Genomic DNA, 16797 nt, shown 5'->3' with positions numbered 1-16797 from the left:
GTGGGGAGTGATAGAAATGCCAAGCTTTTATGAAAAACCGCTGTTTCGGTATCCCATCTATGCATTGATTGCTCTGTCAATTATTACAATCCTCATCAGCTTTTATTTTAACTGGATATTAGGAACCGTCGAAGTGCTGCTGCTGGCAGTTATTTTGTTTTTTATTAAGCGTGCTGATTCTCTTATTCGACAAGAGATTGATGCTTATATTTCTACGTTGTCCTACAGGTTGAAAAAAGTCGGTGAAGAGGCATTGATGGAAATGCCGATTGGAATCATGCTTTTTAATGACCAATATTATATAGAATGGGCAAATCCGTTTCTTTCCTCTTGTTTTAATGAAAGCACTTTAGTGGGGAGATCACTTTACGATACTTGTGAATCGGTAGTGCCGCTTATCAAACAAGAGGTGGAATCGGAAACGGTTACATTGAATGACCGCAAGTTTAGGGTTGTCATCAAACGGGATGAGCGTCTCTTATATTTCTTTGATGTAACAGAACAAATCCAGATTGAAAAGCTATATGAAAACGAAAGAACCGTCCTGGCATATATTTTCCTTGATAACTATGATGATGTGACACAAGGATTGGATGACCAGACGAGAAGCACGATGAACAGCCAGGTGACATCTTTGCTGAACGCTTGGGCGCAGGAGTACGGGATCTTCTTGAAAAGGACGTCTTCAGAACGCTTTATTGCTGTACTTAATGAACATATCTTAACTGAACTCGAAAATTCGAAGTTTTCGATTCTTGATGAAGTGCGGGAAAAAACCTCGTTTGACGGTGTAGCGCTGACGTTAAGCGTCGGTGTCGGGGCTTCAGTCTCTTCCCTGAAAGAACTTGGCGATTTGGCGCAATCCAGCTTGGACTTAGCACTGGGACGCGGCGGAGACCAGGTAGCCATTAAGCTGCCAAACGGCAAGGTGAAGTTTTACGGCGGTAAAACAAACCCAATGGAGAAACGAACAAGGGTGCGGGCCCGCGTGATTTCTCACGCCTTAAAGGAAATCGTCACCGAAAGCAGCAATGTGATTATCATGGGGCATAAATTCCCCGACATGGATTCTATCGGCGCAGCGATCGGGATTTTAAAGGTGGCTCAGGCAAATAACAAAGATGGTTTTATCGTGATTGACCCAAACCAAATCGGATCAAGTGTGCAGCGTTTGATTGGGGAAATCAAAAAATATGAAGAACTGTGGTCAAGATTTATTACGCCTGAAGAAGCAATGGAGATTTCCAATGATGACACACTGCTTGTGATCGTTGATACACATAAGCCGTCACTCGTCATGGAGGAACGGCTGGTCAATAAAATTGAACATATCGTGGTCATCGACCATCACCGAAGAGGTGAGGAGTTTATCAGAGATCCGCTGCTCGTTTATATGGAACCATACGCTTCTTCCACAGCGGAATTGGTGACAGAGCTGCTTGAATATCAGCCGAAGCGCTTAAAAATCAATATGATTGAAGCAACAGCCCTATTAGCTGGTATAATAGTGGATACAAAGAGCTTTTCTCTCCGCACGGGCTCGCGGACTTTCGATGCGGCTTCTTATTTAAGGGCAAAAGGCGCCGACACGGTGCTGGTGCAGAAGTTTCTGAAAGAAACCGTTGATTCCTATATTAAACGGGCGAAGCTGATCCAGCATACGGTCCTCTATAAAGATAACATTGCGATTGCTTCTCTTCCTGAAAATGAAGAGGAATACTTCGATCAAGTGCTGATTGCGCAGGCTGCCGATTCGCTGCTATCGATGAGTGAGGTTGAGGCTTCATTTGCGGTGGCGAGACGGGATGAACAAACGGTTTGTATCAGTGCTCGGTCGCTTGGCGAGGTAAATGTTCAGATCATCATGGAGGCCCTGGAAGGCGGAGGGCATTTAACAAATGCGGCGACTCAGTTGTCCGGCATTTCAGTTTCTGAAGCGCTGGAACGGCTGAAGCACGCCATAGATGAGTATTTTGAGGGAGGCGTACAGAGATGAAGGTTATTTTCTTACAAGATGTAAAAGGAAAAGGAAAAAAAGGCGAAGTCAAAAACGTAGCAGACGGTTATGCGCATAACTTTCTAATTAAAAAAGGCCTCGCGGTTGAAGCGAACGCGTCAAACATCAGCGCGTTAAACGGACAAAAGCAGAAAGAGAAAAAAGAAGCCATTGCTGAGCTTGAGCAGGCTAAGAGCTTGAAAGAGACATTAGAAAAACTGACTGTTGAGCTTAGCGCAAAATCAGGTGAGGGCGGCCGTTTATTTGGTTCAGTGACAAGCAAGCAAATCACTGAACAGCTCCAAAAAGACCATAACATTAAAGTAGATAAGCGGAAGCTTGAACTGCCGGACGGCATTCGTGCATTAGGATATACAAACGTGCCTGTGAAGCTGCATCCTGAAGTGCAGGCTGTGTTAAAGGTACATGTAAAAGAAGAAGCTTAATAGAAAAGAGGCTTGGATTCATCCAAGCCTCTTTTTTTATTCCACGAGATAAAGAGTTTGCTGGCTTTCTCCGCCAGGTCCTCTTCGCATTCCCTGCACGCTGTTTGTGCTGCTGGAGGAACCGCTGTACTCGTCAGATGTTATTTCTTTTCCGTTTTTCTTAATCCAGGAAACAAGTTCGCTGTTGCCTGAGTTGTTTTCTGACAGAAGGAAGTATTTCACTTTGCCTTCTTTGATCAGTTTTTTCAGTTCCGACACAGTCAGAATGGGATCCGTGCCGTTAAACCCGCCCATTGCCATAACAGATTCATTTTCGTAAATGATGTATGGCGCAGCTGTTACGGTTGTCAAAGTAGCAAATAAATACTCTTCGCCGGTATTGTGTTTTCTCAGATAGGACAGGAGCCCGCTGTCGACCTCTGAAGAGAACATGTTCCCGCCGTTTGCTGAGCCTTTGAGCTGCGGGCCGGATTCAGGAAGGACGCTGTTGCCACCGTATAGAAGCGGCGTTGCTGACCAGTAAACTGGTGTGAGAAGCAGAACGCACAAGCTGATGATGGTCAGCAGCTTACTGAACGGATGGCTGCGTTTAAGCATCAGAAGTGCAAGGGTGATGCCCAGTCCTAAGAGCCCCAGGACATACATCCATACACTGCCGATTTGGCTTGTATAAGCGCTCAGAATATACACCTGAAACACGGCTGTGATCAAGACGGCTGCCGGCAGAAGATAGCTGGACCAGTCTTTATTATTTTTGTATAAGCGGTGCATCGTATACCATCCGATACCAGAAAGGGCGGCAATCGGCGGTGCCAGCATAATCAAATAATACTGGTGGAAGAATCCTGCGATGCTGAAGAAACCAGCCACGGGAACAAGCCAAGCCGCCCAGAATAGCGTTTCTTTCATTTTAGCAGCATGTCCGCGGCGATCACGGTACCAGCTGATGATTGCGCCCAGTAATCCGATCAATGAGAATGGAAGCATCCAGCTGATTTGGCCGGAAAGTGCTGATTGGAAGAGACGAAGCGGTCCAGGATCACCGGTGCCGAACATATTCACGCTTTTTCCGCCTCCGCCGCCAGGCCCTCCATTTCCAGGTCCGTTGCCACCTGTGGGAGGTGTGCCTCCGCCTCCATTGAGAGCGCCGGTTTGTCCGTTAGGCGGCTGAGGCGCCTGTGAATGGTTTCCGAATGATTGATTACCGTTCTGAGAAAAAGATGAACCGTTGCCATTTGGCGCTTGCATGTTGTCTTGATTCTGCATGTTCCCTCCGCCAGCAGCATTCATATCACCCTTTGCAAGGCCCGTAGTTTGCCCAAACAGACGCTCTGTGCCGTTGTAGCCAAAGGCCAGTTCTAGCACTGAGTTAGTCTGGCTGCTTCCTACATAAGGCCGGCTTGAGGAAGAGGCTGAATCCACTGCAATCGCCCATGAGAGTGAAAGGCCTGTCAGAAGGACAAGAGACAGAAGCAGGGACCCGATTTTTTTCTTCAGAGAAACCCGAGATGCAATCAGGTAGAATAACACAAATGCAGGCAATACCATAAACGCTTGCATCATCTTCATATTAAAGGCGAGCCCAATCAGGGCAAATGCCGTCAGCAGCCAAACCAGCTTGCCTTGTTTTACTGCCCTAAGCAGACAAGTTGAACCGAGCAATAAGGTAAAAACAAGCATGCTGTCGATATTGTTTGTCCGGCTGACAGCTACTGCGATAGGGGTCAGTGCCATGACAAGTGCGGCAATGCGGGCCGCTCCAACTCCAAAAGTCGGCTTAACCATTCTGTAGAGAAGGAAGACAGATCCAACTCCGGCAAGAGCCTGGGGAATGATGACACTCCACGTGTGAACACCGAAAATCAGTGCGAAAATCGTTTGAATCCATAACACGACAGGAGGCTTATCTACTGTCACAAATCCAGAAGGGTCAAATGACGCATAAAAAAAGTTATGGAAGCTTTGCGTCATGCTTTTTACAGCCGCCAAATAGTACTGGTTTGCTGTATCATCCTGCCAAATGTGATACGTATTCAAAAAAGCTGCTGCTAGCAAAATAAGAATAAGGGCTGCGTCGAATCGTTTGGTTTTCATCGTTTTTCACCTCTTTATGGTGTCTCATTGTAAAAAACAAATATGAAAAACTTATGAATAAACCATAAATATTCAAAGAAAAAAGCGGAGATATCTTCCCCGCTTTATGCTGAATTTCTTTGTTTTTCTGACTGGAAAATGTATCGATCTCGTCCGGCTCCCTGTCCGGCTGCTCCCATTACGATCAGGGCAGCAATGAGAAGCACAATCGGCATCGTCCAAGAATGCGTCTGGTCAAAGAGATAGCCGACAAAGATTGGCCCGACTGCTGCCAGCAGGTAGCCGAATGACTGAGACATGCCTGACAGCGCAGCGGCCTGTTGGGCATTTTCACTGCGGAGACCAATCAAAGTAAGGGCCAGACTAATGCTGGAGCCTTGTCCGATACCGATAATGATCATCCAGATGGCAAGCAATGTATGGCTTCCGCCCGCTAATAATCCGCAAAGGCCGATCAGATAAACTGAGGCCAGCGCCGCAACGATACCGCGCTGCTGTTTCACACGGTCAGCTAAAACTGGCGTCAGAAAAGTGGAAGGCAGACTCGCAAATTGCATGAGTGATACCATCCATCCGGCTGTTGCCGTATCAATCCCGTGTGAACGGAGAATTTCAGGAAACCAAGCGATGCTGCTGTAAAATAAAAACGATTGCAGGCCCATAAAGATGGTGACATACCATGCCATTTTGGAAGCCCAAATGGAACTGGATTGCAGCTTCATTGTCTGGTTTGCCGTATCTCGATGGCGCAGCTGAGGTATCCAGATTAGCAATGCAAGTAAAGCCAGCCCGCCCCATAAGAGAAAGGCTTGTTTCCATCCGCCATTCATCTGGGTCGCTAAAGGAACGCTGACACCCGATGCTAAAGCTGCGAATATATTCATTGATGTCGTATACAGGCTGATCATGATCCCTGGCTTTTCAGGGTATTTATGTTTGATTAAGCTTGGCAAAAGTACGTTACCAATCGCAATCCCGACGCCGATAAGTGCTGTTCCGAAAAACAAAGCGGCAGTATAGCCGGTAGAACGAGTCAGAACACCGATCAGCAGTATCACGAGACCTAGCCATAAAGTTCGCTCATTACCGAGGCGCTGTCCAAGCTTAGGTGCAAGCGGAGAAAGAACTGCAAACGAAAGCAGCGGCAGTGCGGTCAAAAAACCGGCTGCCCCATTGGACATGTGCAGCTCTGCCCGGATAGAGCTGATGACCGGACCGACTGAAGTGATCGCGGGCCGTAAGTTAAAGGCGATAAAGATAATGCCGGTGATCAGCCAAAATGATTGGATTTTTTTATTATGTGGATGTGGCAAAGCAGTTACTCCTCTTTTCTAACATATACATGATATTATCCCGAAACAGGTAAGCAAGTATGTGAATGAAGGCTATGATTTGTCCTCTTTTTGCAGTTCAGCCATTTTGGCAAGCAGAATATGCTGAGGCATATGCATGATCTGTTCAAGCGGCAGATTCAAGGACTCTGCAAGCTTTTGTGCAGTTTCGGCAGAAATTTGCAAAGGTCTCACAAAAGATCCCTCCTCTCTTCTGTCCATTGTACAAGAATCAGATGTGAAATGTAAGAAGATGTCACAAAGGAATAGAGCAATCGGAAAATGACCGTTATAAAAGAGGTAAGGAGGGTTCTTATGCACGCACCGTTATCCTTATTAAAACAAATGCTGAAGGAACACCAAATAGACACTGAAAAAGCTGTCACTTTCGAAGAATATATAGCAATGAGGTTAAAGCTTCAGGAGCTGATGGGGAAATTTGCTTCGATCGGGGAGTGGGATCTGTATCAAAAAGCGGCAGATTTGATGATGCACATAGGCATCCAATGGATGAAATAAACCGATAACCGCTAAAAAACCCTCGCTGCAGCGAAGGCTTTCATTCATTAAAATGAGTGTTCTTCTTCCACATTTTTAAACTGGTCATAAATTACAAGCTTAGACGGACTGTTTTCCTTAGCCACCTGTTTGGCCTTTTCAATAGCGGCGTCTTTAGACGTATACAAAGCTGTCGGCGCTACATTCTCCACCTCAATAAACCAGCCGTCCGCATCAACATTAGGTGTAATCGCATATTTCTTTATCATCTTTCATTCCTCCCTTATGTTTTATTGCATTTTTCCCGCCTTGTTACTGTCCGAAACGATCCAATCTGCTAACTGAAAAAAACAGGAAACAGACAATTTTTCTATTTTTTTTCTGTAGAAATGGTAGAATGGAGGTTGGAGATTTTTTAATGAGAGGACGGTGCTTAGCATGACAGACCTTCTGAATGACCGGCTTCCTCCGCAAAATATAGAAGCCGAACAAGCCGTGTTAGGCGCTATTTTTTTACAGCCGTCTGCTTTAACACTGGCTTCAGAAGTATTGATTCCAGATGATTTCTATAGAATGTCCCACCAAAAAATCTATAATGCGATGCTGGTGCTCGGTGACCGAGGTGAACCGGTTGATCTGGTGACAGTTACATCAGAGCTTGCGAACACAGACCTGCTGGAAGAAGTAGGCGGTATTTCATATTTGACAGATATCGCAAACTCGGTGCCGACAGCGGCTAACATAGAATATTACGCGAAAATCGTTGAGGAAAAATCGATTCTTCGCCGATTAATCAGAACTGCGACAACGATTGCTCAAGACGGGTATACCCGTGAGGATGAGGTCGAGGATTTACTCAGTGAAGCGGAAAAAACGATTATGGAAGTGGCACAGCGCAAAAACACGAGTGCCTTCCAAAATATTAAGGACGTCCTTGTCCAGACCTATGATAATATCGAACAGCTTCACAATCGAAAAGGTGATATCACGGGAATTCCAACAGGGTTTACGGAGCTTGACCGGATGACTGCGGGTTTCCAGCGCAACGACTTGATCATTGTGGCTGCCCGTCCTTCAGTAGGGAAAACAGCCTTTGCCCTGAACATCGCACAAAACGTGGCGACGAAGACCGATGAGAGCGTAGCGATTTTCAGTCTTGAGATGGGTGCCGAGCAGCTCGTTATGCGTATGCTCTGTGCCGAGGGAAATATCAATGCCCAGAATCTCCGTACAGGTAACCTGACCGAAGAGGATTGGGGCAAGCTGACGATGGCAATGGGAAGCCTATCGAACAGCGGGATTTACATCGATGATACACCGGGTATTCGAGTGAGTGAAATCCGTGCCAAGTGCCGCCGCTTGAAGCAGGAAAGCGGGCTGGGCATGATTTTGATCGATTACCTGCAATTGATTCAGGGAAGCGGTCGTTCAAAGGACAACCGTCAGCAGGAAGTATCTGAAATTTCCCGTGAACTGAAGTCGATTGCGAGGGAGCTGCAAGTCCCTGTTATCGCGCTTTCTCAGCTTTCCAGGGGTGTTGAGCAGCGTCAGGATAAACGTCCGATGATGTCTGATATCCGGGAATCAGGAAGTATCGAGCAGGACGCGGATATTGTCGCGTTCCTTTATCGTGATGACTACTATGACAAAGAAACCGAGAATAAAAATATTATCGAAATTATTATCGCCAAACAGCGTAACGGCCCGGTAGGAACCGTGTCTCTTGCGTTCGTAAAAGAATACAACAAATTCGTCAACCTGGAACGGCGTTTTGATGACGCAGGCGTTCCGCCCGGCGCATAAGCCCCAAGAGCTGCTCTTGGGGTTTTTTTCATTCGAAAGATGGAAGAAATGACGTTCGCTCAGCGGATGAAAAATTGAAAGCGTTTTAATAAAATGGTGCAAAAAGGAGATGGTAACAATATGGGAAAACGTTTTTCGTCTTTTCAAGCAGCACAAATCCGAATTGCGCGTCCTACGGGCCAGCTTGATGAGATTATTCGTTTTTACGAAGAGGGACTGTGTTTGAAACGAATAGGAGAATTTTCACAGCATAACGGGTATGACGGTGTCATGTTCGGCCTTCCTCATGCCGATTATCATTTGGAATTCACCCAGTATGAAGGGGGAAGCACTGCCCCCGTTCCCCATCCCGACAGCCTTCTTGTTTTTTATGTGCCGAATGCAGTTGAACTGGCAGCGATCACTTCAAAGCTAAAGCACATGGGCTATCAAGAGGTCGAATCAGAGAACCCGTACTGGAGCAATGGGGGCGTGACGATAGAGGACCCGGACGGCTGGCGGATCGTTTTTATGAATTCAAAAGGGATATCAGGCAAGTGATTCTTTCTTATGCTAAAGGATGAAAGTTTCGCAAGCTTTTTATGACAAAGCAGTGAGAAAACGCTTATAAAACGAATGGAAGCGAACGAATATAGATTTACAATAAATTAATGTTCGGATTTACAATTGACTTTCTGTTTCTTCACTGATAAACTTGATTTGTTTGAATAGAATCGTTTTGAAAGGTTAACGGAGGTGCACGGACATGTCTTCAGTAGTTGTAGTAGGTACGCAATGGGGCGATGAAGGAAAAGGTAAAATTACAGATTTCCTATCAGAAAATGCAGAAGTGATCGCCCGTTATCAAGGCGGAAATAACGCAGGGCATACAATCAAGTTTGACGGAATCACATATAAGCTTCACTTAATCCCGTCTGGAATTTTCTATAAGGATAAAACGTGTGTAATCGGAAACGGAATGGTTGTAGATCCGAAAGCATTAGTCACAGAGCTTGCGTATCTTCATGAGCGCAACGTGAGTACAGATAACCTGAGAATCAGCAACAGAGCTCACGTCATTCTGCCGTATCATTTGAAATTGGATGAAGTGGAAGAAGAGCGTAAAGGGGCTAACAAGATCGGCACAACGAAAAAAGGAATCGGCCCTGCTTACATGGATAAAGCAGCCCGCATCGGAATTCGCATCGCGGATCTGTTAGACCGTGACGCGTTTGCGGAAAAGCTTGAGCGCAATCTTGAAGAAAAAAACCGTCTTCTCGAGAAAATGTACGAGACAGAAGGGTTTAAACTTGAGGATATCTTAGACGAATATTATGAGTACGGACAGCAGATTAAAAAGTATGTTTGCGATACATCTGTTGTCTTAAACGATGCTCTTGATGAAGGGCGCCGTGTATTATTTGAAGGCGCACAAGGGGTTATGCTCGATATCGACCAAGGAACATACCCGTTTGTTACGTCATCTAACCCGGTTGCCGGCGGTGTCACGATCGGTTCTGGTGTCGGCCCGACCAAAATCAAGCACGTTGTCGGTGTATCAAAAGCATATACGACTCGTGTCGGCGACGGTCCTTTTCCGACTGAGCTGAAAGATGAAATCGGCGATCAAATCCGTGAAGTCGGACGCGAATATGGAACAACAACAGGCCGCCCGCGCCGTGTCGGCTGGTTTGACAGCGTTGTTGTCCGCCACGCCCGCCGTGTGAGCGGAATTACAGATCTTTCTCTGAACTCAATTGACGTCCTAGCAGGAATTGAAACGTTGAAAATCTGTGTGGCGTACCGCTACAAAGGCGAAATCATTGAAGAATTCCCAGCAAGTCTTAAGGCACTTGCTGAATGTGAGCCGGTATATGAAGAAATGCCGGGCTGGACTGAGGATATTACAGGTGCGAAGAGCTTGAGCGAGCTTCCGGAAAATGCGCGCCATTATCTTGAGCGTGTGTCTCAGCTGACAGGCATTCCGCTTTCTATTTTCTCTGTCGGTCCAGACCGCTCACAAACAAATGTCCTTCGCAGTGTGTACCGTGCGAACTAAATAGAATATGTCTGCAAGCCCCTATTTAAGGGGCTTGTTTTTGTTTGAAAGCCGCATATAAGTTGGTCTGAGAAAAAAATATGAAAAAAAACCAAAAAAGTTATTGCCACTTCTATTTGTTCGTGATATTATAAATCTCGTTGTTACGGAAACTGCTTCAATAGAGTACAAGATGAGAACTAGATTTAAGTCGTTTGCTCTATAGAAATTCCGACATCTTTAAGAGCCATTAGCTCAGTTGGTAGAGCATCTGACTTTTAATCAGAGGGTCGAAGGTTCGAGTCCTTCATGGCTCACCATTTCGTGAAGGCCCGTTGGTCAAGCGGTTAAGACACCGCCCTTTCACGGCGGTAACACGGGTTCGAATCCCGTACGGGTCATTGATTTACTTTAGCGTTATTGCTAAATTCCTTATTTGTCTGTGAGAGCTGACACGACAGCTCTCCGGGCAATTACTGTAAGGTCCGGTAGTTCAGTTGGTTAGAATGCCTGCCTGTCACGCAGGAGGTCGCGGGTTCGAGTCCCGTCCGGACCGCCATTTTACTTTACTTAGTAGAGAAAAATAAAACATTTGGCTCGGTAGCTCAGTTGGTAGAGCAACGGACTGAAAATCCGTGTGTCGGCGGTTCGATTCCGTCCCGAGCCACTTACCAAACGCATCTGCAATCGTAGGTGCGTTTTTTCTTTTAGGAAAAAGGCAAACATGAGGAGTGTTATAATAGAAGAAAAAGGGAGAACCGGCCCTGCGGCCGGTTCAAAGAAGAAGACGTCATTGATAAAGACGCACTCCGGTGAGGGGAGGTTTCAATAAAGTTATCTTTTTTAAAAAAAGTTGACCAGCATGACAATAGATAAACAACTGGCGATAAAGGTGAAACATGTGTTTTTTTTCTAAACCTTTATTTTTTTTATCTTTTGACCTTAAACCGTTATAATAGACAAGGACCCATTCTTTACATGGGCCATAAGTGATGAAACGAATGTTATATAGATGAAATGAAGTCATTCGGCAGGAGGAAAATCAAAATGATGGATAAAAAGATCCTTGTAGTAGATGATGAAAAACCGATTGCAGATATATTGGAATTTAACTTAAGAAAAGAAGGCTATGAAGTGCACTGTGCCCACGACGGAAACGAAGCCGTTGAAATGGTAGAAGAGCTTCAGCCTGATTTAATTCTTTTAGATATTATGCTCCCAAATAAAGACGGCGTTGAAGTATGCCGCGAAGTCAGAAAGAAATACGATATGCCAATCATTATGCTGACGGCTAAGGATTCAGAAATTGACAAGGTTATCGGGCTTGAAATCGGTGCTGATGACTATGTCACAAAACCATTCAGCACACGCGAGCTCTTGGCGCGTGTAAAAGCGAACCTGCGCCGCCAGCTGACAACAGCGCCTGCGGAGGAAGAGCCTTCCTCTAACGAGATTCATATCGGCTCTCTCGTCATCTTCCCTGACGCGTACGTTGTATCAAAACGAGACGAAACAATCGAATTGACTCATCGTGAGTTCGAATTGCTTCATTATTTAGCAAAACATATCGGACAAGTGATGACCCGTGAACATTTGCTTCAAACCGTTTGGGGCTATGATTACTTCGGCGATGTCAGAACGGTTGACGTAACAGTCCGCCGGCTTCGTGAAAAAATCGAGGACAACCCGAGCCATCCAAATTGGATCGTCACACGCCGTGGTGTAGGTTATTACTTGAGAAACCCAGAACAGGACTAATGCCCATATGAATAAGGTTGGTTTTTTTCGGTCGATCCAATTTAAGATTACCTTGATTTATGTGCTTTTGATTATCATTGCCATGCAAATCATTGGTGTGTATTTTGTCAATCAGGTAGAGAAGTCGCTGATCAGCTCTTATGAACAATCGCTGAATCAGCGAATCGACAACCTTTCTTATTATATCGAACAAGAATATAAGAGCGATAACGACAGTACCGTCATAAAGGATGACGTCAGCCGTATTTTGAATGACTTCACGAAAAGTGATGAGGTTCGGGAAATTAGCTTTGTAGATAAAAGCTATGAAGTGGTCGGTTCTTCAAAGCCGTACGGTGAGGAAGTGGCTGGGAAACAAACGACCGATCTGATTTTCAAAAGAATCTTTTCTACCAAACAGTCGTATTTAAGAAAATATTATGACCCGAAAAGCAAAATCAGAGTTCTTATTTCCGCGAAGCCCGTCATGACTGAAAACCAAGAGGTTGTGGGCGCGATCTACGTTGTCGCGAGTATGGAAGATGTCTTTAATCAAATGAAGACGATCAACACGATACTGGCGTCCGGCACAGGTTTGGCACTTGTTTTGACGGCTCTTCTCGGTATTTTTCTGGCAAGAACCATTACCCACCCGCTTTCAGATATGCGAAAGCAGGCGATGGAGCTTGCGAAAGGGAATTTCTCGAGGAAGGTTAAAAAGTATGGACATGATGAAATTGGGCAGCTGGCCACAACGTTTAACCACTTAACGAGAGAGCTTGAAGATGCCCAGGCGATGACTGAAGGAGAACGCAGAAAGCTAGCCTCTGTCATTGCTTATATGACAGACGGCGTTATCGCCACAAACCGAAACGGAGCGATTATTCTCTTAAACAGCCCGGCGCTGGAACTGTTGAACGTTTCACGTGAAACAGCCTTAGAAATGCCGATTACGAGTTTGCTGGGGCTTCAAGAGAATTATACTTTTGAAGATTTAGTGGAACAGCAGGATTCTATGCTGCTTGAAATTGAGCGCGATGATGAATTAACGGTGCTTCGCGTGAATTTCTCTGTGATTCAAAGGGAACACGGCAAAATTGATGGTTTAATCGCTGTCATTTACGATGTAACCGAACAAGAGAAAATGGATCAGGAACGCAGAGAATTCGTTGCGAATGTATCACATGAGCTGCGGACGCCGCTTACGACAATGCGCAGCTATTTAGAAGCGTTAGCTGAAGGCGCGTGGGAAAATAAAGACATTGCTCCGCGCTTCTTAATGGTGACGCAAAATGAAACAGAGCGTATGATCCGGCTTGTCAATGATCTGCTTCAGCTGTCGAAATTTGACAGTAAAGATTATCAATTTAACCGGGAATGGATTCAGATTGTCCGGTTTATGTCACTTATTATTGACCGTTTTGAAATGACAAAAGAGCAGCATGTGGAGTTTATCCGCAATCTGCCGGACAGAGATCTGTATGTCGAGATTGACCAGGATAAAATAACGCAGGTGCTCGATAATATTATTTCTAACGCTTTAAAATATTCACCGGAAGGCGGACATGTCACGTTCTCGATTGATGTCAATGAAGAGGAAGAACTTCTCTATATCAGCGTGAAGGATGAAGGGATCGGCATTCCGAAAAAAGATGTCGAAAAAGTCTTTGACCGCTTCTACAGGGTGGATAAAGCGAGAACGAGAAAGCTTGGCGGCACCGGTCTGGGATTGGCGATTGCCAAGGAAATGGTACAGGCGCACGGTGGAGATATTTGGGCGGACAGCATAGAAGGAAAAGGCACGACGATTACATTTACTCTTCCATATAAAGAGGAACAAGAGGATGATTGGGATGAAGCGTGAAAATATAAAAACGATATTACTTACGGTACTCGTCGTCATCAGTCTTGTTTTTACATGGGGGATATGGACGTTCCAGCCAAACTTTTCTGAAGGCTCATCCTCAACAGAGTCTACTGTTCGTGTGAAACATAAAATCGAAAAAACCACCCAAAAGCTGTCTGAAACGGTAAGGCCAAGGGACATGTTTATCCATGATGACGGCGCTCATTACAAAGTGGATGACAATGCCCTCTATGAAGAAATTTGGTCTGACTTGCCGCATTGGGATGTGAAAGGAATTAAAGATATTTCGGATCAGTATGACAAGGCTGGATTCAAAAGCTGGTTTTATGGAATAGGCGGTTCTGAAGCCAAGCTTGACTTGCAATTCAGCGATACGATCCCGATTGATATTTTCCAAACGCTGTTTAAATGGTCTAATCAGTCGTTTGAATACAGTTCGTTTGACCATATTCTGATCCCGTTCAATGAAACAAAAGCGAACAAGAAAATCTATTTGGTGTCATACAGCAAGCAGCTCATTCTTGAAGTGACGGTTGAATCAGCAAACTACCGGAACATTATGAACGACTTGAAAAACAGGCAATCAAATATGCCGGCGTTCAGTTTGTTCTCCATTGGCTCAAAGAAAGAGTTCTTGCTGCCGAACAAACCGCTTACGATGGACAAAAAAGAATTTGTCACAGAATCGATTAAAACAAATACCTTTAAGCAGGCTTTGTTTAGTGATCCGAGCATTGTAAGAGAAGATTCGAATTACAACAACAGAAATGTGCTGACAGATGGGATCAGCCGGTTAGATGTGAATCTAAGCCAGAGACAGGTGCAATTTCAGCAGCGCAATTTGGTGCAGAGCACATCCTATCAAACAGGTGAATTAATCAAAAAGAGCCAAAAATACCTTGAGGATACCGGAAGCTGGACGGATCACTATCAATTTTTCAATATCAATGACAGCCAGCAGTTGAGCTTCTATATTTTTATGGATCAGATCCCGGTCATTAACAGCACCGCCAAACCTTTCGGGGCGACATCGGCGATTACGGTGCAATGGGCGAATGATGATATTCTCAGCTATAAGCGGCCGAATTACAGTCTCGGAACGAATCCGATTAAAACAAGTGAAACAGAGCTCATGGGCGGCAGCGAAGTGAAGATGCTGCTTTCGAAACAAACCGCTTATGATACGGACAAAATTGATCAGATCTTCCTTGCTTATCAATTGGTATCAACATCAACCAACGATGATCCTCTCGTTGAACTGGAACCGGTTTGGGCGATGAAAGTAAATGGAAAAATTGTGCCGATTACAAAGGATTTATTGAGGAAGGAGGGGGCTAACAGTGGAGTGGAATAAGACAAAATCAATCTTCATCGTTGCCTTCCTCATTTTAGATATTTTCTTAGGCTATCAGTTTTTTCAAAAATGGCAGGCTACCGGCAAAGAATATGAAGTCATTAAAAATGATGTCGAGCATGACATGAAGGCCGATCATATCACGTATGAAGGCTTGAATAAGGAAGCAACAGAAGGCTATCGGATCACGGCAAATCAAAAGTCTTTCTCCAAGGAGGAAATTGAGGCGCTGAAGGATCAAAAGCCTTTGATGGACATGCCTAGTGATGATCATAAAGTAACGAGCCTGAAAATGAAGTTTGCAAATCCAATCGCACTATCAAAGAAGGATATCGAGGACGATGCTCAGGCACTTGTTTCTTCGAAAATTCAAGATGGCGAAAAATATAAGCTTTGGAAGGTTGATAAATCGAAGAAAGAAATTATTTTCTTCCAAACGTACGAAGGTCATTATATTTACCAAAAGACCGACAATCCCTCTAATATGATCGGGCAAGTGGTGCTGCACTTAAACGGTAAAAACGAGGTTGTGTCATACGACCAGACTACGCTTGAGACCTTCAAGCAAATCCAGAAAGAAAGCTTAATTACTGAAATGGATGCGGTTGAGCTATTGTACTATCAAAATCAATTAAAAGAATACAGCACTGTGAAGAGCTGTAAATTCGGCTATGTAGCACAATATCCGCTGACAAGTACGCAGGTGCTGGCGCCGGTATGGAGAATTACGGTCGAGTACGAGAAAAAAGTGAACGGTGAGAAAAAGACAGTACAAGAGTATTTTACTGTGAATGCTTTGGAGAGTACGATTTTAGATACAGATCAATGAAAATAATGGAGTGAGACAAACATGAGCTTGCAATTTAGCGTACTTGCGAGCGGGAGTACGGGAAATGCGTTTTACCTCGAAACAGAGGATCACGCATTTTTAGTGGACGCCGGTTTGAGCGGAAAAGCCATGGATGGGCTGATGGCGCAGATCGGGCGTAAGCTGGATGATGTAGACGGCATTTTTGTGACGCATGAGCATAGTGACCATATTAAGGGCCTTGGTGTCGTCGCCAGAAAGTACAAGCTTCCGATCTATGCGAATGAGAAGACTTGGAAAGCGATGGAGAATCAAATCGGCAAAATTGACACCGATCAAAAGTTTGTATTTCCAATGGAGACGGTGAAGTCGTTCGGCGGACTTGATGTTGAATCGTTTGGCGTTTCCCACGATGCGGCGGAACCGATGTTTTATGTATTCCATTATAGCGGCCGAAAGCTCGCGTTAATGACAGATACGGGATATGTCAGCGACCGGATGAAAGGCATTATCCGTTCAGCGAATGTATTTGTGTTTGAAAGCAATCACGATGTCGGTATGCTGCAAATGGGAAGATACCCATGGAGCATTAAGCGGCGGATTTTAAGTGACGTCGGGCACGTGTCAAATGAAGATGCTGCCTTGGCGATGACGGATGTCATTGGCGATGAGACGTCTCGTATTTACCTGGCGCATTTGAGCCAGGACAACAACATGAAGGAGCTGGCAAGAATGTCTGTGCAGCAGACATTGGCTTCTAAAGGATTTGTGACGGGTGAGACATTTGACTTATACGACACCGATCCGAAGAAGGCCACTCCGCTTTGCGCTGTATAATTTTTCTAT

The 16797-nt window shown here is 45.0% G+C and carries 15 protein-coding genes and 4 tRNA genes; 15 read left to right on the top strand and 4 right to left on the bottom strand.

The features are described from left to right. Positions 1-16 precede the first annotated feature (16 nt). Both gdpP and rplI read left to right on the top strand, forming a co-directional pair. On the top strand, positions 17-1996 hold the full coding sequence (gene gdpP / locus BSU_40510) for a phosphodiesterase acting on cyclic dinucleotides (protein NP_391931.1): 1980 nt from the start codon (positions 17-19) through the stop codon (positions 1994-1996). Next, complete coding sequence (gene rplI / locus BSU_40500) at positions 1993-2442, top strand: ribosomal protein L9 (RefSeq protein ID NP_391930.1); 450 nt, start codon at positions 1993-1995, stop codon at positions 2440-2442. Before gdpP ends, rplI begins: the two co-directional genes overlap by 4 nt. A gap of 36 nt (positions 2443-2478) precedes the next feature. On the opposite strand, the gene yycA is transcribed toward rplI, so the two are convergent. The 3 genes from yycA to yycC all read right to left on the bottom strand — a co-directional run bounded on the left by yycA (position 2479) and on the right by yycC (position 6062). Then, on the bottom strand, positions 2479-4536 hold the full coding sequence (gene yycA, locus BSU_40490; RefSeq protein NP_391929.2) for a putative glycosyl transferase: 2058 nt from the start codon (positions 4534-4536) through the stop codon (positions 2479-2481). A gap of 104 nt (positions 4537-4640) precedes the next feature. Next, on the bottom strand, positions 4641-5849 hold the full coding sequence (gene yycB / locus BSU_40480) for a putative anion ABC transporter (permease) (RefSeq protein NP_391928.1): 1209 nt from the start codon (positions 5847-5849) through the stop codon (positions 4641-4643). A gap of 72 nt (positions 5850-5921) precedes the next feature. Beyond that, positions 5922-6062, bottom strand: coding sequence for a hypothetical protein (yycC, locus tag BSU_40470; RefSeq protein NP_391927.1), 141 nt, complete (start codon positions 6060-6062; stop codon positions 5922-5924). 120 nt (positions 6063-6182) lie between these two features. On the opposite strand from yycC, the gene yyzB reads away from it, so the two are divergent. Further along, entirely contained in the window at positions 6183-6386 is a 204-nt protein-coding gene (gene yyzB, locus BSU_40460; protein NP_391926.1) for a hypothetical protein, read from the top strand. Positions 6387-6433: 47 nt separating this feature from the next. Here the strand turns inward: yyzB and yycD are convergent, their stop codons facing one another. Beyond that, positions 6434-6634 carry a hypothetical protein gene (yycD, locus tag BSU_40450; protein NP_391925.1) on the bottom strand — a complete coding sequence of 67 codons (201 nt, stop codon included), beginning with the start codon at positions 6632-6634 and terminating at the stop codon, positions 6434-6436. A gap of 169 nt (positions 6635-6803) precedes the next feature. Between yycD and dnaC the strand changes: the two genes are divergently transcribed. From dnaC to walJ, 12 genes are all read left to right on the top strand, one after another. Continuing rightward, positions 6804-8168: a replicative DNA helicase gene (gene dnaC / locus BSU_40440; RefSeq protein NP_391924.2), complete on the top strand. Its 1365-nt coding sequence runs from the start codon at positions 6804-6806 to the stop codon at positions 8166-8168. Positions 8169-8288: 120 nt separating this feature from the next. Further along, entirely contained in the window at positions 8289-8708 is a 420-nt protein-coding gene (gene yycE, locus BSU_40430) for a hypothetical protein (RefSeq protein ID NP_391923.1), read from the top strand. Between the two features lie 205 nt (positions 8709-8913). Then, positions 8914-10206, top strand: a complete 1293-nt coding sequence (gene purA, locus BSU_40420) for an adenylosuccinate synthetase (protein ID NP_391922.1) — start codon at positions 8914-8916, stop codon at positions 10204-10206. Between the two features lie 223 nt (positions 10207-10429). Then, a tRNA-Lys gene (gene trnY-Lys / locus BSU_tRNA_4) sits at positions 10430-10505 on the top strand. Positions 10506-10514: 9 nt separating this feature from the next. Continuing rightward, positions 10515-10586, top strand: a tRNA-Glu gene (gene trnY-Glu / locus BSU_tRNA_3). An 81-nt stretch (positions 10587-10667) separates the two neighbouring features. Next, positions 10668-10744: transfer RNA gene (gene trnY-Asp / locus BSU_tRNA_2), tRNA-Asp, on the top strand. 35 nt (positions 10745-10779) lie between these two features. Beyond that, positions 10780-10852 (top strand) — tRNA-Phe (gene trnY-Phe / locus BSU_tRNA_1). A gap of 383 nt (positions 10853-11235) precedes the next feature. Then, positions 11236-11943, top strand: coding sequence for a two-component response regulator [YycF] (walR, locus tag BSU_40410; RefSeq protein NP_391921.1), 708 nt, complete (start codon positions 11236-11238; stop codon positions 11941-11943). A gap of 7 nt (positions 11944-11950) precedes the next feature. After that, on the top strand, positions 11951-13786 hold the full coding sequence (gene walK / locus BSU_40400; protein NP_391920.1) for a two-component sensor histidine kinase [YycG]: 1836 nt from the start codon (positions 11951-11953) through the stop codon (positions 13784-13786). Then, positions 13776-15143: a regulator of WalRK(YycFG) gene (gene walH, locus BSU_40390; RefSeq protein NP_391919.1), complete on the top strand. Its 1368-nt coding sequence runs from the start codon at positions 13776-13778 to the stop codon at positions 15141-15143. The genes walK and walH overlap by 11 nt, the downstream gene beginning before the upstream one ends. After that, positions 15130-15972, top strand: coding sequence for a regulator of WalRK (walI, locus tag BSU_40380; RefSeq protein ID NP_391918.1), 843 nt, complete (start codon positions 15130-15132; stop codon positions 15970-15972). Before walH ends, walI begins: the two co-directional genes overlap by 14 nt. Before the next feature lie 21 nt (positions 15973-15993). Continuing rightward, the gene (gene walJ, locus BSU_40370) at positions 15994-16788 is read left to right on the top strand and encodes a putative hydrolase (RefSeq protein NP_391917.2); all 795 of its coding nucleotides are present in this window, start codon (positions 15994-15996) and stop codon (positions 16786-16788) included. Positions 16789-16797 lie beyond the last annotated feature (9 nt).

The sequence above is a fragment of the Bacillus subtilis subsp. subtilis str. 168 genome (genome assembly GCF_000009045.1).
GTDB classification, from domain to species: Bacteria; Bacillota; Bacilli; order Bacillales; family Bacillaceae; genus Bacillus; species Bacillus subtilis.
This window is presented reverse-complemented; position numbering and strand designations above follow the sequence as displayed.

Bases quoted from the DNA above. Each gene is read 5' to 3' on its own strand.
- gdpP (NP_391931.1), top strand. From the start codon at position 17: ATGCCAAGCTTTTATGAAAAACCGCTGTTTCGGTATCCCATCTATGCA.
- rplI (NP_391930.1), top strand. From the start codon at position 1,993: ATGAAGGTTATTTTCTTACAAGATGTAAAAGGAAAAGGAAAAAAAGGC.
- yycA (NP_391929.2), bottom strand. From the start codon at position 4,536: ATGAAAACCAAACGATTCGACGCAGCCCTTATTCTTATTTTGCTAGCA.
- yyzB (NP_391926.1), top strand. From the start codon at position 6,183: ATGCACGCACCGTTATCCTTATTAAAACAAATGCTGAAGGAACACCAA.
- yycD (NP_391925.1), bottom strand. From the start codon at position 6,634: ATGATAAAGAAATATGCGATTACACCTAATGTTGATGCGGACGGCTGG.
- dnaC (NP_391924.2), top strand. From the start codon at position 6,804: ATGACAGACCTTCTGAATGACCGGCTTCCTCCGCAAAATATAGAAGCC.
- yycE (NP_391923.1), top strand. From the start codon at position 8,289: ATGGGAAAACGTTTTTCGTCTTTTCAAGCAGCACAAATCCGAATTGCG.
- purA (NP_391922.1), top strand. From the start codon at position 8,914: ATGTCTTCAGTAGTTGTAGTAGGTACGCAATGGGGCGATGAAGGAAAA.
- walR (NP_391921.1), top strand. From the start codon at position 11,236: ATGGATAAAAAGATCCTTGTAGTAGATGATGAAAAACCGATTGCAGAT.
- walK (NP_391920.1), top strand. From the start codon at position 11,951: ATGAATAAGGTTGGTTTTTTTCGGTCGATCCAATTTAAGATTACCTTG.
- walH (NP_391919.1), top strand. From the start codon at position 13,776: ATGAAGCGTGAAAATATAAAAACGATATTACTTACGGTACTCGTCGTC.
- walJ (NP_391917.2), top strand. From the start codon at position 15,994: ATGAGCTTGCAATTTAGCGTACTTGCGAGCGGGAGTACGGGAAATGCG.